This is a genomic window from Buttiauxella agrestis (assembly GCF_900446255.1).
GTDB lineage: Bacteria > Pseudomonadota > Gammaproteobacteria > Enterobacterales > Enterobacteriaceae > Buttiauxella > Buttiauxella agrestis.
Genome location: NZ_UIGI01000001.1, coordinates 2,696,513 through 2,720,095, shown reverse-complemented (window position 1 = coordinate 2,720,095; position 23,583 = coordinate 2,696,513). Strand labels below are relative to the sequence as shown.

The 23,583-nt window shown below is 51.8% G+C and carries 23 protein-coding genes; 12 read left to right on the top strand and 11 right to left on the bottom strand.

Translation table 11 applies throughout. From position 1 onward, the window contains the following. Positions 1 to 38 precede the first annotated feature (38 nt). Entirely contained in the window at positions 39 to 911 is an 873-nt protein-coding gene (locus tag DY231_RS12960; RefSeq protein ID WP_115628852.1) for an AraC family transcriptional regulator, read from the top strand. Here the strand turns inward: DY231_RS12960 and DY231_RS12955 are convergent. Both DY231_RS12955 and DY231_RS12950 read right to left on the bottom strand, forming a co-directional pair. Next, positions 891 to 2,057: a benzoate/H(+) symporter BenE family transporter gene (locus DY231_RS12955; protein ID WP_115628850.1), complete on the bottom strand. Its 1,167-nt coding sequence runs from the start codon at positions 2,055 to 2,057 to the stop codon at positions 891 to 893. The genes DY231_RS12960 and DY231_RS12955 overlap by 21 nt on opposite strands. Before the next feature lie 52 nt (positions 2,058 to 2,109). Beyond that, on the bottom strand, positions 2,110 to 4,056 hold the full coding sequence (locus tag DY231_RS12950) for a putative bifunctional diguanylate cyclase/phosphodiesterase (RefSeq protein ID WP_115628848.1): 1,947 nt from the start codon (positions 4,054 to 4,056) through the stop codon (positions 2,110 to 2,112). Positions 4,057 to 4,301: 245 nt separating this feature from the next. On the opposite strand from DY231_RS12950, the gene DY231_RS12945 reads away from it, so the two are divergent. Next, positions 4,302 to 6,263: a peptidase U32 family protein gene (locus tag DY231_RS12945; RefSeq protein ID WP_115628846.1), complete on the top strand. Its 1,962-nt coding sequence runs from the start codon at positions 4,302 to 4,304 to the stop codon at positions 6,261 to 6,263. A 71-nt stretch (positions 6,264 to 6,334) separates the two neighbouring features. Here the strand turns inward: DY231_RS12945 and DY231_RS12940 are convergent, their stop codons facing one another. Further along, positions 6,335 to 7,198: a LysR family transcriptional regulator gene (locus DY231_RS12940; RefSeq protein ID WP_115628844.1), complete on the bottom strand. Its 864-nt coding sequence runs from the start codon at positions 7,196 to 7,198 to the stop codon at positions 6,335 to 6,337. A gap of 102 nt (positions 7,199 to 7,300) precedes the next feature. Between DY231_RS12940 and DY231_RS12935 the strand changes: the two genes are divergently transcribed. The 3 genes from DY231_RS12935 to DY231_RS12925 all read left to right on the top strand — a co-directional run bounded on the left by DY231_RS12935 (position 7,301) and on the right by DY231_RS12925 (position 10,182). Next, entirely contained in the window at positions 7,301 to 7,729 is a 429-nt protein-coding gene (locus DY231_RS12935; RefSeq protein WP_115628842.1) for a multidrug/biocide efflux PACE transporter, read from the top strand. Between the two features lie 106 nt (positions 7,730 to 7,835). Continuing rightward, positions 7,836 to 9,236 carry an aldehyde dehydrogenase family protein gene (locus DY231_RS12930; RefSeq protein ID WP_115628840.1) on the top strand — a complete coding sequence of 467 codons (1,401 nt, stop codon included), beginning with the start codon at positions 7,836 to 7,838 and terminating at the stop codon, positions 9,234 to 9,236. A 1-nt stretch (position 9,237) separates the two neighbouring features. Beyond that, the gene (locus DY231_RS12925) at positions 9,238 to 10,182 is read left to right on the top strand and encodes an AraC family transcriptional regulator (RefSeq protein ID WP_115628838.1); all 945 of its coding nucleotides are present in this window, start codon (positions 9,238 to 9,240) and stop codon (positions 10,180 to 10,182) included. On the opposite strand, the gene tam is transcribed toward DY231_RS12925, so the two are convergent. Beyond that, positions 10,172 to 10,933 carry a trans-aconitate 2-methyltransferase gene (tam, locus tag DY231_RS12920; protein WP_115628836.1) on the bottom strand — a complete coding sequence of 254 codons (762 nt, stop codon included), beginning with the start codon at positions 10,931 to 10,933 and terminating at the stop codon, positions 10,172 to 10,174. The two genes, DY231_RS12925 and tam, sit on opposite strands and share 11 nt — an antisense overlap. Positions 10,934 to 11,052: 119 nt before the next feature. Between tam and DY231_RS12915 the strand changes: the two genes are divergently transcribed. Continuing rightward, positions 11,053 to 12,075, top strand: coding sequence for a DUF2157 domain-containing protein (locus tag DY231_RS12915; RefSeq protein ID WP_115628834.1), 1,023 nt, complete (start codon positions 11,053 to 11,055; stop codon positions 12,073 to 12,075). 47 nt (positions 12,076 to 12,122) lie between these two features. Here the strand turns inward: DY231_RS12915 and DY231_RS12910 are convergent, their stop codons facing one another. Then, positions 12,123 to 12,533, bottom strand: coding sequence for a GFA family protein (locus DY231_RS12910; RefSeq protein ID WP_115628832.1), 411 nt, complete (start codon positions 12,531 to 12,533; stop codon positions 12,123 to 12,125). Positions 12,534 to 12,669: 136 nt separating this feature from the next. Here DY231_RS12910 and DY231_RS12905 point away from each other — a divergent pair, with 136 nt between their 5' ends. Continuing rightward, the gene (locus DY231_RS12905; protein WP_115628830.1) at positions 12,670 to 12,963 is read left to right on the top strand and encodes a hypothetical protein; all 294 of its coding nucleotides are present in this window, start codon (positions 12,670 to 12,672) and stop codon (positions 12,961 to 12,963) included. 35 nt (positions 12,964 to 12,998) lie between these two features. On the opposite strand, the gene DY231_RS12900 is transcribed toward DY231_RS12905, so the two are convergent. Both DY231_RS12900 and ftrA read right to left on the bottom strand, forming a co-directional pair. Beyond that, on the bottom strand, positions 12,999 to 13,367 hold the full coding sequence (locus DY231_RS12900; protein ID WP_115628828.1) for an RcnB family protein: 369 nt from the start codon (positions 13,365 to 13,367) through the stop codon (positions 12,999 to 13,001). 54 nt (positions 13,368 to 13,421) lie between these two features. Further along, complete coding sequence (gene ftrA / locus DY231_RS12895) at positions 13,422 to 14,450, bottom strand: transcriptional regulator FtrA (protein ID WP_115628826.1); 1,029 nt, start codon at positions 14,448 to 14,450, stop codon at positions 13,422 to 13,424. Positions 14,451 to 14,515: 65 nt separating this feature from the next. Between ftrA and DY231_RS12890 the strand changes: the two genes are divergently transcribed. Together DY231_RS12890 and DY231_RS12885 are read left to right on the top strand one after the other, a co-directional pair. After that, positions 14,516 to 14,905 (top strand): rhodanese-like domain-containing protein, encoded by a 390-nt coding sequence (locus DY231_RS12890; RefSeq protein WP_115628824.1) that lies wholly within the window; start codon positions 14,516 to 14,518, stop codon positions 14,903 to 14,905. 77 nt (positions 14,906 to 14,982) lie between these two features. Next, entirely contained in the window at positions 14,983 to 15,486 is a 504-nt protein-coding gene (locus tag DY231_RS12885; RefSeq protein WP_115628822.1) for a DUF1993 domain-containing protein, read from the top strand. Positions 15,487 to 15,502: 16 nt separating this feature from the next. Here DY231_RS12885 and DY231_RS12880 read toward each other — a convergent pair whose 3' ends face one another. Beyond that, positions 15,503 to 16,420 carry a bestrophin family protein gene (locus tag DY231_RS12880; RefSeq protein WP_115628820.1) on the bottom strand — a complete coding sequence of 306 codons (918 nt, stop codon included), beginning with the start codon at positions 16,418 to 16,420 and terminating at the stop codon, positions 15,503 to 15,505. Positions 16,421 to 16,657: 237 nt separating this feature from the next. Here DY231_RS12880 and DY231_RS12875 point away from each other — a divergent pair, with 237 nt between their 5' ends. Beyond that, entirely contained in the window at positions 16,658 to 17,770 is a 1,113-nt protein-coding gene (locus DY231_RS12875; RefSeq protein WP_115628818.1) for a cobalamin-independent methionine synthase II family protein, read from the top strand. A 90-nt stretch (positions 17,771 to 17,860) separates the two neighbouring features. Here DY231_RS12875 and DY231_RS12870 read toward each other — a convergent pair whose 3' ends face one another. Further along, positions 17,861 to 19,399 (bottom strand): methyl-accepting chemotaxis protein, encoded by a 1,539-nt coding sequence (locus DY231_RS12870; RefSeq protein ID WP_115628816.1) that lies wholly within the window; start codon positions 19,397 to 19,399, stop codon positions 17,861 to 17,863. A 159-nt stretch (positions 19,400 to 19,558) separates the two neighbouring features. On the opposite strand from DY231_RS12870, the gene DY231_RS12865 reads away from it, so the two are divergent. Then, complete coding sequence (locus DY231_RS12865) at positions 19,559 to 20,917, top strand: esterase-like activity of phytase family protein (RefSeq protein ID WP_115628814.1); 1,359 nt, start codon at positions 19,559 to 19,561, stop codon at positions 20,915 to 20,917. Positions 20,918 to 20,957: 40 nt separating this feature from the next. Here DY231_RS12865 and DY231_RS12860 read toward each other — a convergent pair whose 3' ends face one another. Continuing rightward, positions 20,958 to 21,893 carry a LysR substrate-binding domain-containing protein gene (locus tag DY231_RS12860; RefSeq protein ID WP_172588691.1) on the bottom strand — a complete coding sequence of 312 codons (936 nt, stop codon included), beginning with the start codon at positions 21,891 to 21,893 and terminating at the stop codon, positions 20,958 to 20,960. A 102-nt stretch (positions 21,894 to 21,995) separates the two neighbouring features. Between DY231_RS12860 and DY231_RS12855 the strand changes: the two genes are divergently transcribed. Further along, entirely contained in the window at positions 21,996 to 22,421 is a 426-nt protein-coding gene (locus DY231_RS12855) for an ester cyclase (protein ID WP_115628810.1), read from the top strand. 59 nt (positions 22,422 to 22,480) lie between these two features. Here DY231_RS12855 and DY231_RS12850 read toward each other — a convergent pair whose 3' ends face one another. Then, the gene (locus DY231_RS12850) at positions 22,481 to 23,452 is read right to left on the bottom strand and encodes a LacI family DNA-binding transcriptional regulator (RefSeq protein ID WP_115628808.1); all 972 of its coding nucleotides are present in this window, start codon (positions 23,450 to 23,452) and stop codon (positions 22,481 to 22,483) included. Positions 23,453 to 23,583: the final 131 nt, after the last annotated feature.

Below are 23,583 nucleotides of genomic sequence, written 5' to 3'. Positions count from 1 at the left end.
CTTAAACTATTATTCCTGATCTTTGAAGGTTGCCAACCATGACCCAGCCGTATCACGCATTTGAAAATCTTCGCCAGCACAACGCCGTGCTGGAAGATAACGTGCAGCTAGGTTCTGGCATTCAACTGTCGGCCTGGTCAAATAGCCTCGACCGCGTCACCCAATGCAGCAACCATCACACATTAAGTATGTATGTGAATGAAGGCTATGAAACCTATCAGAAAACCTCTTCGGGCTGGAAGAATGGCGGTGGCCCGGACCGTTTTTGCCTGATGCCTGAAGACAGCGAAACCACCTGGGATATTCGCAACCATTTTTCGTTTGTGCACCTGTATTGCACAGATGAACACTTGCGCAATATTGCCGAGCAGATTTGGGATCGCAGCCCGGCGGCGATATCTCTTGATGAGAAAATCTTCAGCGAAGATCCGCGTATTACCCAGCTTTATCGCCATTTTCTGTTAAGCACCGACTGGCAACAGCAGGCGAATCACTTGATGTTAAGCACCGCTTCAACCTTATTGCTGACTCACATGGTGCAAAATTACAGCAACGTGCAGTGGCGTTTGCCGGATGTGCGCGGTGGAATTGCGCCTGCGGTGTTGCGTAATATTCAGGCGTACATTGAGCAGCATCTTAGCGAGCCGTTAACGTTGAGCGAGCTAGCGAAGGAGGCGGGGTTAAGCGAATTTCATTTTGCGCGCATGTTTAAGCAATCCACCCAACTCGCGCCCCATCAGTATGTGATGCATCGCCGCATGTCACGGGCACAAACCCTGGTGAAGAACAGTTCGCTGTCACTGACGGATATCGCGATGGCCTGCGGGTTTAGCTCCGCAAGCCATTTCAGTAACCGTTTTAAAGCCACGATCGGCGTTACGCCCTCGCAGTTACGGTCGACGAATAAATGAGAATAACGCGTAGCAGATCCCACCCGCGACCAGACCCCAAAATGCAGAGCCAATCCCCAGCAAACTCATACCCGATGCGGTGACCAGAAACGTCACTATCGCCGCGTCACGCTCTCGCTCATGATTAAGCGCCTGATACAAACTCCCGGCGATAGTGCTCAGTAATGCCAGGCCTGCCAGCGTATGAATATAGGCGACGGGCAATGCCGTCAGAAGAGTAGTAATAGAGCCGCCAAAAACCCCCGCCAGCAAATAAAACACCCCGGCAGCAGCAGCGGCAAGCCAGCGCTTTGCGGGATCAGGATGGGCTTCCGAACCCTGGCAAATTGCGGCGGTGATCGCAGCGATACAAATTGAAAATACCCCAAACGGCGCCAGCAGCAAGGCAATCGCAGCGGTGACAACAATTAAGGGTGATACCGGAACGTGATAACCCGACGCTTTTAACGTGGCGACACCGGGCGCATTTTGTGAGGCCATCGTCACCAGGAAAAAGGGGATGCCGATACCCAGCAGGCTGGAAAGCGAGAAGTGCGGAGCGGTAAATTCCGGCATCACAATAGCAACCGGCATATTAGCGCTTTGCAGATTGCCACTCAGCAGACAAACCGCCAGGCCGACGACCATCGCCACTACCACCGCATATCGCGGCGCCCAGGTTTTCGCCAGCAGCCAGCCAAGCAACATACTGGCGCACAGCAAGAAATTCCCCTGTAACGAGGTAAAAGCATCCAGACCGAAGCGCAGTAAAATACCAGCCAGCATGGCGGCTGAAAGCGTGGCGGGGATCAGGCGCATCAGGCGGGCAAACAAACCCGTTGCGCCACAAATCAGAATCAGAAATGAGGCGAAAATAAACACGCCGACGGCTTCGTTGAGGGAATGCCCCGGCAGGCTGGTGGCAAGCAGTGCCGCACCGGGCGTTGACCAGGCGGTAAGAATCGGGGTGCGATACCAGAGTGTGAGCGCTAAGGTGCTGATTCCCATGGCGATGCCCAGCATCGTCAGCCAGCCTGCGATCTGCATGGTGTTGGCACCCGCCGCTTCGGCTGCCTGCCAGATAATCGCCGCTGAACTGGCGTAACCGACTAATACCGCGACAAACCCTGCCAATACCGTCGGTAACGGAATCGAAATTAAGCGCATCATGTTTTCCTTATTGTTGACGGCGAAACTATAGCATTACCCGGCTATAGACTTACAAACCGTTAACAACAGGATGCAGAGCATTCTCGAGATAAACCAGCGCATTCTGGCGTTCAAGCGGTCGTGAAAAATAATAGCCCTGCATAAAGGGAATGCCGCACTCTTCGAGCAACTGGCGTTGTTTCCCTGTTTCAACACCTTCAGCGATCACACTGAAATTGAGGCTGCGGGAAATATTCATCATGGCCTGGACAATAGAAAGGCCTTTCAGCTCGATATTCTGAATAAATGAACGGTCGATTTTGATGTAATCAATATTCATATTCTGGATAACCGACAAGCTGGAATAACCGGTGCCGAAATCATCCACTGAGAATTTCACGCCGCGCTGCTGTAACTGGTTTACTTTCTGGTTGATCATCATTTGATCGGACTGAAATATAGATTCCGTCACTTCCAGATGCAGCAAATGGCCGGGTATCGCGTAGCGTTCAATCAGTCGGTTGACGTTATTCACAAATCCTTTGTCGTAGAATTGAATCAGCGAAATATTCACGCACATGCAAATTCCGGCATTGCGTTTATTCATTTGTGCCAGCGTTTTACAGGCTTCTTCTAATACCCAGTGCCCGGTCTGAACAATGCGCCCGCTTTGCTCCATTAAAGGAATGAACTCGACGGGAGAGATTTCCTGCTCCTGATAACGCCAGCGCATCAGGGCTTCAAAACTGACCACCTGGCCTCTGGTATCGACAATCGGCTGATACACCAGGCGGAATTCATGGCGGTCGAGTGCGCCTTTGAGCGCCTCATTCAGCGTAATTTTACGGTGTAAATCGCGCTCGAGGCCGAGATTATAGAAAGCCACGCGCTCGGGATATTTACCTTTCTGCGAATACATGGCGATATCTGCCAGCTGTATAAGCCGCGTGATGGAGCTTTCATGTTCCGGGCAAACTGAAATACCGATGGTGGCATTCAGCGTGACGTTTTGTTCATCGACGCGGATAGGGCGTGAAAGGCTGGTGACGATTTTTTCGGCCAGATCGCTGATGGCATCGGAGGATTTATCTTTAACCAGCAGGATAAATTCATCGCCTCCCCAGCGACAGATTAAATTTTCGCTATCAATAAATGTTTTCAACCTGTCGCTTAAGGCGACTAATACCCGGTCGCCCACATTGTGGCCCAGCGTATCGTTAATATTTTTAAAACCATCAAGGTCGATAAAGAAAATGGCGAATCCGGCGTTTTTCTGGCTTTTAAACTCTTGTTCAACCAGCTGTGCGGCTAATAAAAATGCGCTGCGGTTGTACAACCCGGTGAGAGAGTCTTTATTGGATATTTCGTAGACTTCCCGCGTTCGGACCCGAATGGTTTCTTCCATCCGGGACACCAGGTTTTTGTTTCGGTAGCGCAATAAAATGGCTTCTTTAATATATTTAGACGAGCGGGCGGAAGAGACAATCATGATGAGGGTGAAACACACGCCGAGGCCGCCGAGATTAATTTTATATTGCTCCGGTTGCATCAGCAGCAATATCGACATGGGCATCAGGATAATAATGTTGTAGAACGCGGCGAGCAGCAGATTCCCGGAAAGTATACTGGTCGCCCCGCCAGCCATGGCGGCAAGAATCACATTAGTGGTGCTTAATTCTTCAATAGAAAAATGCGGGTAGAAGATAACGGCATACAAACTCCACATTGCCGCACTCAATAAACAACCGCAGGAAAAACGCAGTAACCAGCTCTTGCTCGTTTTAGTTTCTACTCTACTTTTTAACCACATACGCGTATCAAAAACCCGGATGGCGAGGATTAAAGTCATCACCACCCACCAGGCTAATTTGCAGTTAAAGTTGTTCTCATCAATAAATGTAAAGGCAAGAGCGCTGGAAGCAACAAAGGTAATCAGAATGCCCGGTAATGAGTTGTTGTATAACAGTCTTACGCCTTCGGATTGGTAAAGCTTTGAGTGTTCTAGGTTTTTTGTCATTTCCGATCATCTTAACTGAGTCATTCAAAAGGTGCTCAACATCAAGAACGCTAATGTGATTACATCATGTAATTATTTTGGATGTAATTATAATTAAAAACCGCTCTACAGAGAAGATGGATTATCAGCGAACCCCGTGCAAGCGTAGCGGCTGGGCAGTTTTGGCGACGTTTGGGTATATGCTTACGCGTCCAATCTGACTACAATAGCCGCCTTTCACCCATAACACAGAAAACAGACCGACTATGCGCCTGCACGCCAATCATCTTGAATTACTCAGCCCCGCCCGTGATACCGCCATCGCCCGCGAAGCCATTTTGCATGGTGCGGATGCGGTCTACATTGGTGGCCCTGGTTTTGGCGCTCGCCATAATGCCGGTAACAGCCTACAGGATCTCGCAGAACTGGTGCCTTTTGCTCACCGTTATGGGGCGAAGATTTTCGTTACGCTTAACACCATTTTGCATGACAACGAACTCGAACCTGCGCGCCGTATGATTCACGACCTGTACCAGATTGGTGTCGATGCGCTGATTGTGCAGGATATGGGCGTGCTGGAAATGGATCTGCCGCCGATTGAGCTGCACGCCAGCACCCAGTGCGACATTCGCAGCGCAGAAAAAGCAAAATTCTTGTCCGATGCGGGTTTCTCGCAAATCGTTTTGGCACGAGAGTTGAACCTCAATCAAATCCGCGCAATCCATGAAAATATCGATGCGACGATTGAGTTCTTCATTCATGGTGCGCTCTGCGTGGCGTATTCCGGGCAATGTAATATTTCTCACGCTCAGACCGGACGCAGCGCAAACCGTGGTGATTGCTCCCAGGCTTGCCGCTTGCCGTACACGCTTAAAGACGATCAAGGCCGCGTCGTGGCTTATGAAAAACACCTGCTGTCGATGAAAGATAACGACCAGAGCGCCAACCTGGCGGCACTGGTTGATGCGGGTGTGCGCTCCTTCAAGATTGAAGGGCGTTACAAAGATATGAGCTATGTGAAAAACATCACCTCTTATTATCGTCAGTTGCTGGATGAATTAATGGAGCAGCGCACCGATCTGGTTCGTGCTTCTTCCGGCGTGACCTCGCACTTCTTTATCCCATCGCCGGATAAAACCTTCCATCGTGGCAGCACCGACTACTTCGTTAACGAGCGCAAAATCGATATCGGCGCGTTTGATTCCCCGAAATTCATCGGCCTGCCAGTGGGCGAAGTGCTGAAAGTCGGCAAAGATTTTCTTGATGTGAATGTCACCGATACGCTGACCAACGGCGATGGGCTGAATGTCCTCATCAAGCGTGATATCGTCGGTTTCCGTGCCAATACCGTAGAAAAAACCGGTAAAAATCAGTATCGCGTCTGGCCTAATGAAATGCCGGACACGCTGAAAAACGTGCGTCCGAACCATCCGCTTAACCGTAACCTTGACCATAACTGGCAACAGGCGTTGACCAAAACCTCCAGCGAGCGCCGCATCAGAGTGGATCTGGAACTCGGCGGTTGGGAAGAACAACTGGTGTTGACCGCGACCTGCGAAGACGGCGTGAGCGTGACGAAAACGCTGGAAGGGCAGTTCGAGGTGGCGAACAACCCGGAAAAAGCGTATTCCAGCCTGCGTGATAGCCTGGCGAAACTCGGCCAGACCATGTATCAGGCTCGTAAAGTTGACCTGAATCTGCCTGCGCCGTTATTCGTGCCAAACAGCCAGCTCAACCAACTGCGCCGTGAAGTGATTGATGCGCTGACGGATGCGCGTCTTGAGCAATATCAGCGTGGCACCCGCAAACCGGTGAGCGTTCCCGCACCGGTTTACCCGGAAGATCACCTCACTTTCCTGGCGAACGTTTACAACCACAAAGCGCGTGAGTTTTACCAACGTTACGGCGTGAAACTGATCGATGCCGCTTATGAAGCGCACGAAGAGAAGGGCGAAGTGCCGGTGATGATCACCAAACACTGCCTGCGTTTTGCGTTTAACCTGTGCCCGAAACAGGCGAAAGGTTCGGTAAAAAGCTGGAAAGCGACGCCGATGCAACTGGTGCATCAGGATGAAGTGTTAACGCTGAAATTCGATTGCCGCCCGTGTGAGATGCACGTGATTGGCAAGATGAAGAATCACATTCTGAAGATGCCATTGCCGGGCAGCGATATTGTGGCGTCGATTAGCCCCGATGAATTATTGAAGACGATGCCGAAGCGCAAATAAGCTTTGATTGTCGGATGACGCTTACGCTTATCCGACCTACAAAACCCGACGGGGCATTCGATGCCCCGTTTTTAATTCTGCGCCCGCAGCTGGTCAATCATCCAGCGCCCGGCGGGGCCAGGCGGTGTTTTGTTCGACCACAACACATCCACGTCAATCCGCTGCGGCCAGCCCGCGACGGGCAACTCCCGCAAAACATCGTGACCAAACTGCTCCACCAGCCAACGCGGCAAAATACCCCAGCCAAAACCTTGCTCCGCCATCTCCAGCAGCATCAGCAATGACGGTGACGACCACGTCGGGCCGCCGCTTTTATTGCGCGTCGGATCGGTAAAGGTGCTCAAACTGAGCTGACGCACGGTTTGCAAGGTGTCCATCTCGACGGCAGGCAAGCGGGCTAACTCATGCTGGCGGTGAATATAAATCGCCATTTCCGCCCCGACCTGCAAACGCGCCACCGTCACATCCACCGGGTAACGAGGCTGCACGCGCAGCACGCCAACATGGGCACGGCCAATCTGAATCAGGTCGATAACGTCTTCATCTTCAGCAATCAAGCACTCAAATTCGATATCCGGAAAACGTTGTGAAAACCGCTGGAGAATCGACTCGTGATGCGAAGTTTGCCACACATCCGACAGCACAAAACTCAGGCGCGGCTCGACATTTCCCGCCAGGCGCACTGAGACTTCATTCAGCCTTTCGCTTGCCGCCATAATCGACTGGATGTAGGGCAAAATGTGTTTCCCCTGGTCGGTCAAAACCGGCTGGCGGCTCTGGCGATCAAACAGCATCACTCCCAAATCGGCTTCCAGATTGGCAATGGCGCTGCTTATCGTTGACTGGCTTTTCTTCAGTTTGCGCGCCGCCGCAGAAAACGAACCGGTTTCTACCGCCTGCACAAAGGCTTCCAGGGATTCGGGGGAGTAATTCATGATCTATCGGTTTTTTAGATGGCTAATCACTTAATACTATCAGAAATTGCGATGATAATACGCCCCATAGCCATATTGCTTGATTTATCTGGAGTGAGTTTTATGCAGTCTCAAAAAAGAACCTTTTCCGAACGCATCGTGCATGCGGTGGGTTTCGAAGTTATCGCCATTGCGATTTGTGCGCCGCTGGCGGCGTGGATCCTGAACAAACCCTTATTCCAGATGGGTGCGCTGGCGATCATGCTATCTACCGTCGCCATGGTATGGAACATGATTTATAACGCCGGGTTTGATAAGTTTTTCCCGGTTGGGCAAAAGCGTCGGCTGCCGCTGCGCATCGCGCACTCGCTGGGTTTTGAAGGGGGCTTTATTTTGATTGGCCTGCCGCTGGCCGCCTGGATGCTCAACATTTCATTGCTACAGGCGTTTATGGTCGAGATTGGTTTCTTCCTGTTCTTCCTGCCGTATAGCGTGATTTACAACTGGGCGTACGACACCTTGCGAGCGCGTTGGGTCTCCGCTGCGGCTTAAATAGAGCAGATATTTGCAGGATTGTGCAATCATCCGACAGCATTGCGCTACAGAGAAATTCGCCTCCAGGTGACACTAAGTCGGTCAAACACACCTGGAGCGCAACATGAAAACTATCAATAAAATCTATATCAACGGCCAGTTTGTTACCCCTCACGGGGAAGAAATTATCGACCTTATCAACCCCGCCAACGAAACTAAAATGGCACAGGTTCAACTGGCCGATGTGGACGATACGCATCGGGCAATTGCGGCGGCAAAAGCGGCATTCCCGGCGATGCGCCTGTCAACACGTGAACAGCGTATGGCGTGGCTGCAACAGCTGCACGACGCAGTAAAATCCCGCGAAGCCGAACTTATCGACACCATGGTTGAAGAGTATGGTTGCCCGCGTTTCTTTGCCGAAAGCACCGTTCAACGCTCTTATACCGGCTTTTTGCAGATGCGCGATATTCTCGCTGATTACGCTTTTGAAACCCGCGTCGGCGGCGCAAACGTGGTGATGGAACCGCTTGGCGTTGTCGGTCTTATCACGCCATGGAACGCCAACTATGGTTTTATTGCGGGCAAACTCTCAACGGTCATCGCCTCCGGTTCTACGGCAGTGATAAAGCCCAGCGAACTGAGTGCTCAACAAACGGCAATTATCACCGAATGCCTGCACGCGGCGGGTCTGCCGGACGGGGTGATTAACATTGTGACCGGGCGCGGTGACGTCGTCGGGGCGGAAATCACCCGTCACCCGGATATCGCTAAAATTTCGTTTACCGGTTCGACCCAGGTCGGCAAAACCATTGCTCGCGGCGCTGTGGATACCTTAAAGCGCGTCACGCTGGAGTTGGGCGGGAAGTCAGCTAATGTACTACTCGATGATGTCGATCTGGAGCAAGCGATTCCGCTCGCGTTGCAGGTGATGTCGTGGAACAGCGGCCAGGCTTGTATCGCAGGCACTCGTTTACTGGTGCCTGAAGGCCGACTCGAAGCGGTAAAAGAACAACTGCGCAAACACATTTCACACCTGACACCTGGCGAAAACATCGGGACATCCGTCACCGCCCAGCAATATCAACGCGTGCAGGATTACATCCGCAAAGGCATCGAAGAAGGGGCGGAATTACTGTGTGGTGGATTGGGTCGCCCGCAAGGTTTCGATCGCGGTTACTATGTGAAACCGACTGTTTTTGTTAATGTTCGCAACGATATGACCATCGCCCAACAAGAAATTTTTGGCCCGGTATTATCAGTGATAACTTACAAAGATGATGCCGACGCCGTGGCTATCGCTAACGATACGATTTACGGTTTGCAGGCTTACGTGAGCGGGAAAGATGCGGCGCGCACGGCGGCGGTGGCGAACCAATTGATTGCCGGGCGCGTCTTCGTAAATGGCGTTTATGACGAGCCGAACGCGCCGTTTGGCGGCTTTAAGCAATCAGGACTGGGGCGCGAGTTTGGCACTTACGGGCTGGAAGGGTATCTTGAACCGAAAGCCATCATGGGGCAGTGATATGCCAGAAGAAGAAAATATTCAGCGGCCTGAGGGCCGCATTTTAACGGAACTATGCCAGCGCGTGGCGGCACATTATCAGCGCAGAGGCACATTGGATCGTGATTTTGTGACGGCGTTGCCGTGGCTGAGTTTTGTGCGCATGCCCGAGCCGACGGTGCTCAATCGAGGCATGTTGCAACCCTCGATGTGCATCGTGTTGCAAGGGCGCAAAAAGATGTTGATTGGTGACAATGTCACGGAATATGGGCCGGGGAGTTATTCGCTGGCCGCCGTGGATATGCCGGTTTCCGGGCAGGTCACACAAGCCAATGAATCCGCGCCTTACTATGGCGTGCGCATCGATCTGGACAGCAAAGAAATTGCCGATCTTATTGTCTCGTTGCAAATTACCCTGCCGGAAAAACAGCATGAAGCCGCCAATGCGGGTGCCTGGGTGACGCAATCCGACGAAGCGTTACAGGATGCCTTTTTGCGCCTGGTTAAACTGCTGGATACGCCTGACGACCTGGCGGTTTTATCAAAACTCATCAAACAGGAAATACTCTATCGCCTGGTGACTGCCCCCGCCGGGTCAGCATTCTGGAAACAGACGCTGGCGTGGACGCAAGGTAAAGGTGTCGGTGAAGCGCTGGCGTGGATTAAGCACCATTTTGCCGAACCGCTGAAAATTGATGAGCTGGCAAAACGCGTGGGGATGAGTTCATCGAGCCTGCACCACCGCTTTAAGGCACTGACGGTGATGAGTCCGTTGCAGTATCAAAAGCAGATCCGTCTACTCGAAGCGCGGCGATTGCTACTGAGCGGCAGCCTGGATGTGGCGAACGTCGCCTGGCTTGTGGGGTACGAATCGCCGTCACAGTTTAATCGCGAATATCGCCGTTCCTTCGGCGCAGCCCCATTGCAGGATGTGGAAACGCTGCGCCAGATGGGCGTTACGCTTTAGTTTTACGCGCCACAATAAACAGACGCGGAAACAGCATCAGCACATTTCCGTCGTGTTGCGGCGGATAGGCCTGCTGCAAAAGCGAGTGATAACGGGACAGAAAAGCCTGCTGCTGGATGTCATCGAGTTTCGCCAGATAAGGGCGCAGGCCGGTAGAACTGAGCCATTCAATAATGGCCTGGGCAGAGGGCATCACGTGAAAATAGGTGGTGCGCCAGATATCTACCGTACAACCCGCCTGCGCCAACAAATCGTAATACTGCTGCGCGGGGAGTAATTCCTCACGCCCCGAGTCGGGCTGACCCAATTCAAAAGCGACCTGGCGCATTAATGTGTGCGTCGGTTCCTGCCAGTTGTCCGGCATTTGTACTGCTAACACACCGCCTTCCGCCAGTTGCGCCGCGAGATGTGGAAAGAGCGACGGATGATCCCCCAGCCATTGCAAAGACGCATTCGCGTAAATCAAATCCTGTTTCACCGCCGGTTGCCAGTGGGCAATGTCGGCACTTTCAAACTGGCAATCGGGTAGTGCCGCGCGGGCTTTGTCCAGCATCGCCGGAGAGTTATCGACCCCCGTCACGCTTGAATGCGGGAAGGCTTTGTGCAGTAACGCAGTGCTGTTCCCAGGGCCGCAGCCTAAATCAGAAATGTGCTGCGCGGCAGGGTGTTGGATGCGGGCGGCTAACTCGGCTGCCGGGCGGGTGCGCTCTGCTTCAAACTGCAAATAAAGGGCGGGGTTCCAGTCTCGCATGGGCTTCTCCTGAGGCTAAAATTGCATTGAGCGATGTGATGAATTCGGAAATTGTATATATCCTGGATTACACCAAACTGTTGTAACGTAGTCGATCAAATCAGGTAAGGAAAACCGTAATGAAAGTGACACGCAAACAGGAAAAAGTCATCCGGCATACGCTTGAAGGCTGGCGCAAAGAAGGGGTGATAGACGAAACCGAGCAACAGCGCTTGCAACAAAATCTCTCGGTACAGCTTTTTGACTGGCAGCGCCTGAGCCGTTACGCCTTCTGGATTGCACTGGCCTGCGCCATTATCGCTATTGGAAGCCTGGTCGCCGATGAATATTTGATGGCGTTGCTGTTCAATTTTGGCTACCTCACTCGCGCCATTATTCTGGCGCTCATTTCCGCCGCGTTATATTTCTGGGGTTTTCGTCGCCAAAAAATCACACCTGAAAAACGCTACAGCAACGAAGCGATTCTGTTTATGGGCGTGCTGTTCACCGCGTTAAGCCTGTCCCAGGTCGGCATGGCGCTGGACACCGGCAGCGGCAACGTCGCGCCACTGTTCTTACTCGGCTGCGCCATCTATGGCGCCATCGGCTACCTGGGACGGTCCGGGCTAATCTGGCTATTTTGCCTGCTGGCACTGGGCAGCTTTTTCGGCACGTCCACGGGATACGCATCAGGATGGGGCGCGTACTGGCTTGGCATGAATTACCCGATTCGCTTTGTGTTATTCGGTGGTGTACTGCTGGCAGCCTGCTATTTACTGCAACCTATCTTGCAGCAGCGAAATTTATTTAACACCAGCAAGGCGATGGGATTGCTGTACCTGTTTATCGCGCTGTGGATTTTGTCGATCTTCGGTAACTACGATTACGATATCTGGCAAAGCGTGCGCCAGATGGAGTTGCTGCACTGGTCGCTGCTTTTTGCCCTGGCGGCGGGGGCATGCATCTGGATAAGCCTGAAAACCGACGACGGCATGCTGCGCGGCTTTGGCCTGACGTTTTTAGGTATCAACCTCTATACCCGCTATTTCGAAATGTTCTGGGACGATACCAACAAAGTCATTTTCTTCTTGCTGCTCGCTACCTCGCTGGCCCTTGTAGGACGCTATGCAGAGAGGATTTGGCGCGTGGGAGAAGGGCGTTAATGATTCTGAGGATACCAACCGGTATCCTCAATGCTTAGACGTTGGATTCACTTAATCGCCGTGTACGTCAAATATCCCGCCACGCCGCCACCGCCATCTTTTGGATGGTGCGAGCCTTCCATTACCGTGACTTTGGGGAAGTCGAAAGGCGAAACGCCTTCGATGCAGGCAGCGTTGACGCCGTATTGTTCCGGGTTGGAGCGGCGCTGGTGGAAGGTGTAAATCCCGCACACAGAACAGAAAAAATGCACCGCTTCGCCGGTGTTAAAACGGTATTCGGTTAGTTTGTCTTTACCCTTAATGACTTCGATGCCAGACAGTTGCGCCGAAACGGCAACCGCGCCGCGCATCCGGCAAAATGAGCAGTTGCAGCGGCGGGCGGTGTTGAACCCGTCCGTCAGTTCAACGGTAAAAGCGACAGCACCACAATGGCATTGAGCAGACAACTTTTTGTTCATAATGACCTCCGTCTGAGTTTTTCTTTCATCAGCTTAGTGGGTATTCGTGGCTTGTCATCACGGCAAGGCTGTATTTTCGCGCCATCTTTTGCGAGGATAGCGCCAAATTTCGGCTATTAGCAAAAGGGTAAATAACATGGCTAAGCATCCTACGGGCAAACACCTGCGCGCACCCATCGTCGTCAACGACAAAAATCTGTTGGTTTACGTGGTTCGCGGTTCAAAAATTGAAGATATGCCAGCCGATGAAGACGAAGATTATCCAGGCTATATGCAGATGCTAATGCCGCAGCTATCGAAAGATTTTGATGCGGAATTAAACGAAGCGATCGAAGAGTGCGAGTCGGGTGATGTGATTGTCTTTATGTGCACCACAGATATGATTTTTGAGTACGGGTATTCAAAAATTAAAGCGATGCGTGCTGCATAAACAAAAGCCCCGGCGCAATGCCGGGGTTTGTTCTGTTAGTGGCCGTAAAAAATCTCGCCTTTCATGGCTCGTAAAATTTTGCCTTCCGCGTCAGTTATCAACACGTAGTTCCCACCCATGTATGTCCAGTGGCTTCCGGCTTCTGGTGCCGGGAGATGGCGAATCTGCCAGGCATCAATCTGGTAAGGCTTGGTGCGGTATAAATCCGGCACGATGTCGCCAATTTTAAATGGCTTGTAATCGGCGTGGAACTCCTGGATTTCAAAAGAAGAACTTTGCGGTGCTGGCGTCGCGACGGCACCCGGCGCGGTCACAGGCGCGTCTGCGGCAACAGCCGTAAACGCCATTGGCACAGAACCGGCCATCAAAACCGCTGAAAAAACAAAAACATTCAATTTACGCATATCTTCTCCAGATACATTCATCTGCTGACTATCAAAATAATGCCGTTATCTCTATCACGTTGTTTCGCGTGAAGTAATCATTTTTTCGTTACCTGAAGTAAATGTTTTACGGTAAGCGGCGGGCGTGGTGTCGAGCTTTGCCCTGAAATGATGACGAAGAGTGGCGGCGCTGCCAAAGCCAACGCGCTCGGCAATTTCATCTATCGAAAGCGTGCTGCTTTCCAGCAGATCGCGGCAGCGCGCCAGGCGCACATTGAGCAACCAGCGCGCGGGCGTGGTGCCGGTTGCTGCGCTAAAGCGGCGTAAAAATGTGCGCGGACTCATACCGGTAAAAGCGGCAAGTGATTCCACGCAATGCTCATTGGCAAGGTGAGTGTGGAGATAATCAAACAGCGGGCTGAGGCGCTTGCTTTCATAAGGCGTAGGCACCGGTTGCTCGATAAACTGCGCCTGGCCGCCGACGCGATGGGGCGGGACCACTAATCTACGTGCGACACTGTTTGCCGCCGCCTGGCCGTAATCCCGGCGCACAAGATGCAAACTCAAATCGATACCCGCCGCACTGCCCGCGGAGGTCAAAACGGAGCCGTTGTCGATGTAGAGCACATCCGGCATCACCTGAATTTCAGGGTAACGTTGTTGCAGTTTTTCGGTATAACGCCAGTGTGTGGAAGCCTGTAATCCGTTCAGCAAACCGGCAGCAGCCAACACAAATACGCCGGAGCAAATCGACATAATTCGCGCCCCGCGAGCATGTGCCGCACGCAGCGCTTCGCATAAAGGTTCGGGAACAGGCTCATCGGCACCGCGCCAGCCCGGCACAACTATCGTCCCCGCCTGTGCCAGCAAATCAAGCCCGCCATCGACCGTTAAACGTATGCCACCGGTCGCGCGGAAGTCGCCAGCTTCGATTCCCGCCACCGCAAAGCGATACCAGTCGTTGCCCATTTCCGGGCGCGGCAGGCCAAACACTTCAACCGCCACGCCAAATTCAAACGTGCACAGACCGTCATACGCCAGGGCGACAACAAGGGGATTATGTGGAGCAAGAGAGTTTGTCATGATCTTCACGTTATCTGTCATTTCTGCCACACGTCAAGCGGCAAGCAGCAATCTATAGTGGTCTCTCACCCACACGAGGAGGTTGTATGAGTTTCGTCACTGATTATCCTGCCGCTGCGCCTGAAATCGCCGCTGCTCATTTTCTCCAGCGTCTGTGTCTCGAGACAGACTGCGACGATGTGCATAGCGCGATGAAAGACGAAGATATGGATTTTGTTCTGCTGCACGTGGTCGGCTCCCCGGAGGCCTTCGCTCTTCGCCATATTCCTGGCGCTTTGCATTTGCGCCATCGCGATATGTCGGCGCAGCGGATGGCCGAGTGGCCCGCCGATACCTTATTCGTGGTTTATTGCGCCGGGCCGCATTGCAACGGTGCCGATCGCGCAGCGCTTAAACTGGCGCGCCTGGGTCGCCCGGTGAAAATTATGATTGGTGGAATAGCGGGTTGGGCTGATGAAGGTTTTAGCTTTGCCTGAGTGGTGAATTTGCTATCCGCGAGGCGTGAAGTGAGTGTAATCTTGGCTCACTTTTGTCATCCCTGAAGGAAGTTACAATGTCGATTTACAGCGAAACTAACGCTCAGTTTATTCTCGGTTTAAACAATTTATCTGCGATTCTTGATAAAGCCGCCAACTGGGCAAAAGAGAATGGCAAAACTGAAGAGAGCCTGCTGGCGGCAACACTTGCGGAAGATATGTATCCGCTGGTGCGCCAGGTGCAAATTTCTACCGATATGGCCAAACGTGCGGTTGCACGCCTGGCGGGTGTTGACGCTCCAGTGATGGAAGATAACGAAACCACTATTGCCCAGCTTCAGGCTCGCATTGCGGCAACGGTTGAGTTCATGAAAGGCATTACCGATGCTCAACTGGACGGCGATGATGAGCGCCCAATCGTGGTGATGGCTCGCGAACACGAACTGCGTTTCACCGCTCGTAGCTACGTCTACAAATTCGCTACGCCGAACTTCTATTTCCACTTCACCACTGCTTACGACATCCTGCGTCAGGCGGGTGTGCCATTGGGTAAGCGTGATTTTGTCGGCCCAATCTTCTAATAAATAAATAGTGCGCCTAACTCAACCGATAATGGCGGTTTGGGCGCAACTTCTCCGGTAATTCCTCGCTTTCATCCATATCGTGTAAATCACGCTCAATGCTGTTGCATATCGCATCCAGCGGCAAGTCGTTGTCTTCGGTGCCAAACGGCTCTTCCAGCTCTTCGGCCAGCGTGTCGAGCGAGATAAACGTATACGAGATAAACACCGACAAAAATGGCGTCATGTAATGCAGGTCTGTCACCAGCGCAAACGGCAGCATGATGCAAAACAGGTAAACGGTGCGGTGCAGAATCAGCGTGTAGGCGAACGGAACGGGAGTGGTCGCAATGCGCTCGCAGCCACCGGCAACCGCCGAAAGATCGTTAAGATGATGATTCAGACTGCTCCACACCACATCGGAAATCAGCCCTTGTTTGCGTTTATCGCCTAGCCAGCTCCCCATCAGCAACAAGATACGTTGGCACGGCGCCTGGCTTTTAACCACCCACTGCAATTCTTCTGCGCTCAGGTATTTTTTAAGTGTCTCTTCCACCGGGCGTTTACGCAGCGTCAGCCGCAAAGCATGGCAAAACGCAGTCTGCAAATTTACCAGCGCGGTAATTTGACATTGATTCTCACCCAGCACGCTTTTCGCCTCACGCAAGAATGAGCGCTGCGTAATGGCCAGATTTCCCCACAGCGCGCGCGCTTCGTTAAAACGTGCGTAGCAGGCGCTGTTTCTGAAGCCTAAAAAGATAGCAATTGCCACGCCGAGAATACTGAACGGGGCGGTGGTCAGTTTAATGCCGAGTGTTTCATACCAGGGCAGAAAGAAAATAATGCCAATCGAAAGGGCAAGGTTTAGCAGCAGGCGGGAATAGATTTTTTGTAGAACCGAGCCATGCCAGACAAACAAGCGGATAAACCAGTGTTGATGCGGACGAACAATCATAATCAGGATGCTCAAAAACAGGACGTCATATTTAACGGCAAAGTGTGACGCAGATCAACTTTGAATTTACATCGCCTTAACAACATGAATAATTTTCAATAACCATGAAAGATCTTCGTTTGTCCTCATGGGGCGCATCTGACATTCTCATTCAAACAATAGCCATCCAGATGGCTAAATATTCAAATAATGAATTATCACCTGCCTAAATTAATTAGCCAGGGAAGGAGAAGACACATGCCACAATCCACAGCTCATCGCGCCCCGTTCCGTGCCGACATCGTCGGTAGTTTCTTACGCCCGGCCACCATTAAAAACGCACGTCTTGCTTTTGCGGCAGGAGATATCAACGCTTCTGAACTGCGGAAAGTGGAAGATGAGGCGATTCGTGCCTCGGTTGAGCAGCAATGTGCCTGCGGCCTGCATGTGGTGACTGACGGCGAGTTTCGTCGTGCGTGGTGGCATTTTGACTTTTTCGATGGCCTGCAAGGTGTTGAGCGTTATGAGTCGGAGCAGGGCATTCAGTTTAACGGCGTGCAGACCAAAGCCCACAGCGTGCGAGTGGTCGGCAAACTGGGCTTCGGTGAACACCCGATGCTGGAAGATTTCCGCTATCTGAAGAGCATCAGTGGCGATGCCGTACCGAAAATGACGATCCCAAGCCCGAGCGTGTTGCATTTCCGTGGCGGACGTAATGCAATCGACAGCACCGTGTACCCTGATTTGAAAGAATATTTCGACGATCTGGCAACCACCTGGCGCGATGCGATTCAGGCGTTTTACGCGGCGGGCTGCCGTTATCTGCAACTTGATGACACCGTTTGGGCATATTTGTGTTCGGATGCGCAGCGTCAGGAAATCCGCCAGCGTGGTGACGACCCGGACCAACTGGCGCAGATTTATGCCGAAGTGCTGAATAAAGCCCTGGCAGGCAAGCCTGATGATTTGGTTATTGGGCTGCATGTTTGTCGCGGTAATTTCCGCTCGACGTGGATCTCTGAAGGCGGTTACGAGCCGGTGGCTGAAGTGCTGTTTGGCACCGTGAACGTTGATGCGTTCTTCCTTGAATATGACAACGATCGTTCCGGTGATTTTGCGCCGTTGCGCTTTGTGCGTCCCGGCCATCAGCAAGTGGTTTTAGGTCTGGTGACGACGAAAAATGGCGAACTTGAAAACCCGGAGTTGATTCAGGCACGCATTAACGAAGCGGCACAGTATGTTGATATCAACCAGATTTGCCTTAGCCCACAATGCGGTTTTGCTTCGACAGAAGAGGGTAACAGCCTGACGCCTGAGCAGCAGTGGGACAAAGTGCGTCTGGTGACGGAGCTTGCCGAAAAGGTTTGGTAAGCGGTTTTGTCGGGGGCGCTTGCGCTTGCCCGACCTACGAAATCATGTAGTTGTAGGTCGGGTAAGCGCATGCGTCACCCGACATCAAGTTTACGCCAGCTTAAACACCGCCACCGTTTCATTGAGCGCCTGCGACTGCTCTTTTAACGACATCGCCGCCGCTGAGGCTTGTTCAACCAGCGCGGCATTCTGCTGCGTCACCACATCCATTTGCACCACGGCCAGGTTGATTTGTTCAATGCCGCGGCTTTGCTCGCCGGTCGACACCGCAATTTCTTCCATTAATCCCGTCACTTGCTTAATGGCGTTAGAAATCCGCTGCATACTTTCGCCCGCACGATTCACCAGATTACTGCCGATATTCACCTGCTCACCTGACAGCTCAATCAGCTCTTTGATCTCCTTCGCGGCAACCGACGAACGTTGCGCCAGGTTACGCACTTCGCTGGCGACCACGGCAAAACCACGCCCTTGTTCACCGGCACGCGCGGCTTCAACCGCCGCATTCAGCGCCAGAATATTGGTCTGGAAAGCAATGTCTTCGATAATGCTAATAATGTTATCGATCTTGCTGGAGCTAGACTCAATATTACGCATTGAATCAATCACCTCGCTAACAATCTCGTTGCCGTCATTGGCGGCAATCAACATGCCATTTGCCAGCTTATTTGCCTGATGAGAATTGTCGGAAGTAGATTTCACCGTCACGGTAAGCTGCTCCATGCTGGCGGCTGTTTCACCCAAAGACGACGCTTGCTCTTCCGTTCTGGCAGAAAGATCGGTGTTCCCGGCCGCGATTTCTTCAGACGCGTAGGCCACGGTCTGGCTGGATTCACGCACCTGGCCGATGATACTCGCCAACGAAACGCGCATCTGCTCCAGCTCGCGCATCATGGCACCAATTTCATCCCGAGCGTTGGCGACAATCGGCGTATGCAGGATACCGCTGGCGATTTCTGTGCAATGTGCTTTCGCTTTATCCAGCTCGTTAAGGACTCTTTTCTTCAACAGCAGGAACGCTGCCCCGAGAATAATGGCGAAGATCAGCGCAAAAATCGCAATGCTTACCAGGCTTTGCTTGAAGCCCGATTGCGCATCTTTGTTGAGCTGTTGCGCGTACTGCTCGCGAAACGACAGCAGCTTATCCAGCGCGACTTCAAACTGTTTGTCGAGAAGCGGCAGAGTGGAGGTCACGAGCGTGCGGGCGCGCTGCAAATCATTTGCGCCAACCGCATCCAGTAACGGCTGCAAACCCTGTTCGCGATAATTTACGAAAGCAGTTTGATAAGCATCGGCCAGCACTTGTTCGCCAGGCTGTTTTGGCGCTTCCAGATAAGCCTGAAAGGCGGAATTCGCTTTGCCGAGCACCAGCTTTGCGCCATCCAACGCCAGCTGACTTTGGTCGCCTGAACCTTGCTCACGTTCTTCTAACGCTTCCATGGCGCGAACACGCATGGTGCGGCTGTGGTTAATCGGGTCGATCACCGATAACACCACGCGGATTTCCCGGTTGACGTTATCCAGAGACTGGTTGCTACGCGTTAAAGACCAGATATTGGATGCGGTACTGGCTAAGAAAATAAGCAGCAACGTACTGAAAACTAAAATCGAAAAACGCCGTACTGACATACAAAACCCTTATGTTTAGAAAATAACCTGACTCGTTTCAGCCAGTGCTGTGAGGGTTATCGGCATTCGGGGCGGGAAATTTAGCGGTCTTATTTTCGTCATATTTCTGTCATAAGGCTGCTTTATAAATCGATGACCAAAATAAAGGATGCGAACATCATGAAATTAAAACCTTTTGCGCTGTTATTGACCTCACTATTTCCTTTGGCAAGCCAGGCGGCGGAGCCGCAAGTTGATCGTTACGTTGTCACATTTCCTCAGGGTGATCATGTTGAGTATCAGGGCGCGTACGCTGCCAACTTCCCGAACGGATTGCCGGTGGGCGTGGGTTCCGGCCTGCAATTTATCCGTAAAGACGGCGATGCGCTGGTGTTTGCGACAGTCACCGATCGCGGCCCGAATGCCGACTCGCCTAAATCAGGCAAAAAAGAGTCGAAGATTTTTGCTAATCCAAAGTTCACCCCATTGCTGATGACCATTCGCGTGGCGGGGGGCAAAGCCGAAGCGACAGATGCACACGCCTTACATGATGAAAACGGGCCAATTAGCGGCTTGCCGTTGCCTGAAGGTTTGATTGGCGCGACCAATGAAATCGCGCTGGGTGACACTTTGCAGCAATTATCGAGCGACAAGCGCGGGCTGGATACCGAAGGCATCACGCCGGACGGCAAAGGCGGTTACTGGCTGTGTGATGAATACGGTCCTTTCATCATTAACATTGATGCCAACGGTAAAATCCTCAAAAAATATGGCCCGCAGGCGGAACAAGGCGAGCAGGGCGTGGCGGGCGGTTTGCCAAACATTATCAAATGGCGCCAGGCTAACCGTGGCTTTGAAGGCATTACGCGTATGCCAGACGGGCGCATTATTGCTGCCGTGCAAAGTACGCTGGATATCGACGGGAAAACGAAAAACACCGCGCAATTTACCCGCCTGGTGAGCTTCAATCCTGCAACCGGCAAAACCGAAATGTACGGTTATCCGATTGACGTGGATGTTTATAAGAAAGCTAAAGATGCCAAAATCGGCGATATCGTGGCGCTGGATGACAACCGCCTGCTGCTTATCGAACAGGGCGGCGACAAAAACAAAGTCATGCGCAACCTGGTGTATGTGGTTGATCTCAGCCAGGCCAGCGATCTGAGTTCGTTTGATAAAGATAAAGCGCCCGAGTTTGACGATGCCACACAACTGAATGCCCGTGGCATTAAACTGGCGCAGAAAAAAGAGGTGGTTGATCTGCGTAAACTGGGCTGGCAGCAGGAGAAAGCCGAAGGCATGACGCTGATTGATAACCAGACCATCGCGGTGATCAATGACAACGATTTCGGCCTGCAACCGGTGCTGGAAAATCCTGATGCCGACGCTAAAAAAGCTGACCAATATGAAGTGGACGGCAAAGGGCATTTAACCCGCGACGGTAAAGAAGTTGCCACCAAAATCTCGTTAAAACCGCTGGAAAAACCCGAGTCGCAAAATGAGCTTTGGGTGATTAAGCTGCCAGAAGCGTTGAAGTAAGATTCAGGTAAAAATAGGGCAGCCACATGGCTGCCCTGTTTTACATTCCCGATGAACTTCCCATCACATCACGAATGGACTCCACCAACGCAGTGGCGGCAGGCGAGAGTTCCGTTCCGGTCAAACGGGAAATACCGATTTGCTCAAGAACCAGCGGTTCAAATGACGGTAAACGCACAAGATCGTTGCTGTAAGTGATATCCGTAACAATGGATTGCGGCAGAATCCCTAATAAATCGGTCTTTTTTAACAGCCATAATATATTGAAGAAGGAAACCGTCTCGATAGTCGCATGCGGCGGATCAATGTTGTTATTATAAAAAGTATTATCAAACTGCTTACGTAATGTCGTTTCAATGGGCGGTAATATCCACGCTTCCTGTTTTAATTTCTCGAGTGTTGCATGAGGATTTTGCTCCAGCGGATGACCTTTACGGACGACAACCATGGCATTCTCATTAAATAAAGCTTCCTGAGTGACCACCGCGTTGGAACTAATATCTGATAATCTGCCAATTAAAAAATCGAGTTCACCGGAAACCAGTCGCGGCAATAATTCCCCGCTGACACCTTCAATAATCTTAATACGAATGTCGGGCCGGGAAACGCTCAGTTTTGCAATCGCCGCCGGAACCAGATAACTCGAACCGGTTAATAAACTGCCGATGGCAACCCGCCCGGCATGACCCGTTCCCAGGGCACTGATAGCTTGCGAAACATGATCAAGTTGAGCCAGCACCATTTTGCTGCGGTCAACAAATGCGCGTCCCAGTTCGGTGGGCGTGACTCCCCGGCGATTTCTCAGGAACAACTTAGCCCCTACCGCATCCTCAAGATCGAGCAACAGCTTGCTGGCTGTAGGTTGCGACACATTTAACGAACGTGAAGCGTGCAAAACACTGCCGTATTCGAAGAGTGCGATAGCCAGGCGAAAGTGCCTGACGGTTGCCCAGCGTTCGAGTCTGTCGAGTTTCATAAGATATCCATTTTTTGCATACCACATGCAATATATATGTTATTTACGAATATCACAAACGTCCCTATACTCGTTTTAAATAATTAAATCGGAGATTGAGTGATGAGCATAAATAATCTTGAAACAGTAAAGAAATACTTTAAATATTGTGTTGATGGAAAAGATGCGGAGCGCGTTAAAGAATATTTTGATAAAGACGTGATTATTCATCGCCCTGATTGTGATGCGCCTGTTCACGGTGTTGAGAACTTCAAAAAAGCGCTGCTCGAACATGTTATTAACCGCTATGAATCGATAGAAACCACCTTCAGCAAAGAAGTCGTGACCGACGATGTGGTTGTGGTTCATCTGAAACATGTGGCGCGTGGTTCTAATACCTGGCACGGATTTGATGTTCACGGAAAAGACGTCACCTGGACGGCATTGACTTATTTTAGATTTAACGCCGCAGGTAAAGTAGTAGAAGAAATTGTCGAAAGGAATGAATTATTCATGGCCAAACAAGTCGGGATTATTGATTACCAGTAATATTAATACGGCGCTGCTTCAGGATATAAAAAGCAGCGCTTATTGACCACGATAAAGCCCTACACCGATCCCCGAACCACCAGCTTCCAGTCCAGAATCTCATTCACAGTTTCAACTTCCGGGTTATCGATGCGTTCGAGCAACAACTGCACGCTGCGCACACCAAGCTGATGCATCGGCTGTTCGATGGTGGTGAGCGGGGGATAAGTCACCGAGCCAAACGGGACGCCATCAAACCCCATTATCGCCACATCTTCCGGGACACGCAGGCCTTGCTCGTGGGCAAAATGCAGCGCGCCGCCCGCTAATGCATCGGAGATGGCAAATACGGCATCCGGTGGTTCTGGCATGGTGAACAGTTCTGCCATGGCCTGCACGCCAGCCTGATATTCCAGGCTATCGGCGTACACCACCGCTTGCCAGTTTTTGCCACAGGCGGCGCGATAACCCGCTTCGCGCTGTTGCGAATAGAGATAGCGTAAATCACCGTTGATCAGCGCAATACGTTTATAGCCTGACGTCGCCAGATGATCGACCGCCGCCGCCGCCGCTTTAAAGTTATCAATCGTCACCGAAGAAGCACGATAACCGGGATCGCCTTCGCCGCATTGCACCCACGGCGAATCGCCAATCAACGTCGTCAGCCCAGGTAAACAACTGATGGCATCCATGGTGATCACGCCATCAGCCACTTTGCCACTGAGCAGGCGCAAATAGGCTGATTCACGCGTCAGGCGTGATTCCGAATTACACAGCAGAATGTGATAACCGTGTTTTTCGGCTTCCTCTTCAATGCCGCGTACCACGCGGGCACAAAAGGGGTTGGTGATGTTCGACACCAGCACCAATAACATGCGACTGCGCGAGGTGCGCAACTGGCGTGCCAGCAGGTTAGGTTGGTATTCGCACGCCTCAATCGCCGCCAGCACTTTGTCGCGCGTGTCGGGTTTTACGGCAGGATTACCGTTTAAAACCCGGGAAACGGTCGCGGTAGAAACCCCGGCAATGCGCGCCACTTTATCTATCGACATGTTGATCCTTTGCACGATCGGTTGAAATGTGAACCACATTCCATATTTGAATTGATACTACCAAATAATTCATCAGCATGATGGAAACCCCCATGAAATCGATTACATTTTTATTGAAGTGCGAATGTAAT

Excerpts from the sequence above, each read along its gene's own strand:
- DY231_RS12940 (WP_115628844.1), bottom strand. The coding sequence starts at position 7,198 with ATGAATTACTCCCCCGAATCCCTGGAAGCCTTTGTGCAGGCGGTAGAA.
- DY231_RS12855 (WP_115628810.1), top strand. The coding sequence starts at position 21,996 with ATGAGCATAAATAATCTTGAAACAGTAAAGAAATACTTTAAATATTGT.
- DY231_RS12935 (WP_115628842.1), top strand. The coding sequence starts at position 7,301 with ATGCAGTCTCAAAAAAGAACCTTTTCCGAACGCATCGTGCATGCGGTG.
- DY231_RS12850 (WP_115628808.1), bottom strand. The coding sequence starts at position 23,452 with ATGTCGATAGATAAAGTGGCGCGCATTGCCGGGGTTTCTACCGCGACC.
- DY231_RS12890 (WP_115628824.1), top strand. The coding sequence starts at position 14,516 with ATGAGTTTCGTCACTGATTATCCTGCCGCTGCGCCTGAAATCGCCGCT.
- DY231_RS12880 (WP_115628820.1), bottom strand. The coding sequence starts at position 16,420 with ATGATTGTTCGTCCGCATCAACACTGGTTTATCCGCTTGTTTGTCTGG.
- DY231_RS12870 (WP_115628816.1), bottom strand. The coding sequence starts at position 19,399 with ATGTCAGTACGGCGTTTTTCGATTTTAGTTTTCAGTACGTTGCTGCTT.
- DY231_RS12885 (WP_115628822.1), top strand. The coding sequence starts at position 14,983 with ATGTCGATTTACAGCGAAACTAACGCTCAGTTTATTCTCGGTTTAAAC.
- DY231_RS12910 (WP_115628832.1), bottom strand. The coding sequence starts at position 12,533 with ATGAACAAAAAGTTGTCTGCTCAATGCCATTGTGGTGCTGTCGCTTTT.
- DY231_RS12955 (WP_115628850.1), bottom strand. The coding sequence starts at position 2,057 with ATGCGCTTAATTTCGATTCCGTTACCGACGGTATTGGCAGGGTTTGTC.
- DY231_RS12960 (WP_115628852.1), top strand. The coding sequence starts at position 39 with ATGACCCAGCCGTATCACGCATTTGAAAATCTTCGCCAGCACAACGCC.
- DY231_RS12905 (WP_115628830.1), top strand. The coding sequence starts at position 12,670 with ATGGCTAAGCATCCTACGGGCAAACACCTGCGCGCACCCATCGTCGTC.
- DY231_RS12915 (WP_115628834.1), top strand. The coding sequence starts at position 11,053 with ATGAAAGTGACACGCAAACAGGAAAAAGTCATCCGGCATACGCTTGAA.
- DY231_RS12950 (WP_115628848.1), bottom strand. The coding sequence starts at position 4,056 with ATGACAAAAAACCTAGAACACTCAAAGCTTTACCAATCCGAAGGCGTA.
- DY231_RS12900 (WP_115628828.1), bottom strand. The coding sequence starts at position 13,367 with ATGCGTAAATTGAATGTTTTTGTTTTTTCAGCGGTTTTGATGGCCGGT.
- DY231_RS12925 (WP_115628838.1), top strand. The coding sequence starts at position 9,238 with ATGCCAGAAGAAGAAAATATTCAGCGGCCTGAGGGCCGCATTTTAACG.
- DY231_RS12945 (WP_115628846.1), top strand. The coding sequence starts at position 4,302 with ATGCGCCTGCACGCCAATCATCTTGAATTACTCAGCCCCGCCCGTGAT.
- DY231_RS12865 (WP_115628814.1), top strand. The coding sequence starts at position 19,559 with ATGAAATTAAAACCTTTTGCGCTGTTATTGACCTCACTATTTCCTTTG.
- tam (WP_115628836.1), bottom strand. The coding sequence starts at position 10,933 with ATGCGAGACTGGAACCCCGCCCTTTATTTGCAGTTTGAAGCAGAGCGC.
- DY231_RS12860 (WP_172588691.1), bottom strand. The coding sequence starts at position 21,893 with ATGAAACTCGACAGACTCGAACGCTGGGCAACCGTCAGGCACTTTCGC.
- DY231_RS12875 (WP_115628818.1), top strand. The coding sequence starts at position 16,658 with ATGCCACAATCCACAGCTCATCGCGCCCCGTTCCGTGCCGACATCGTC.
- ftrA (WP_115628826.1), bottom strand. The coding sequence starts at position 14,450 with ATGACAGATAACGTGAAGATCATGACAAACTCTCTTGCTCCACATAAT.
- DY231_RS12930 (WP_115628840.1), top strand. The coding sequence starts at position 7,836 with ATGAAAACTATCAATAAAATCTATATCAACGGCCAGTTTGTTACCCCT.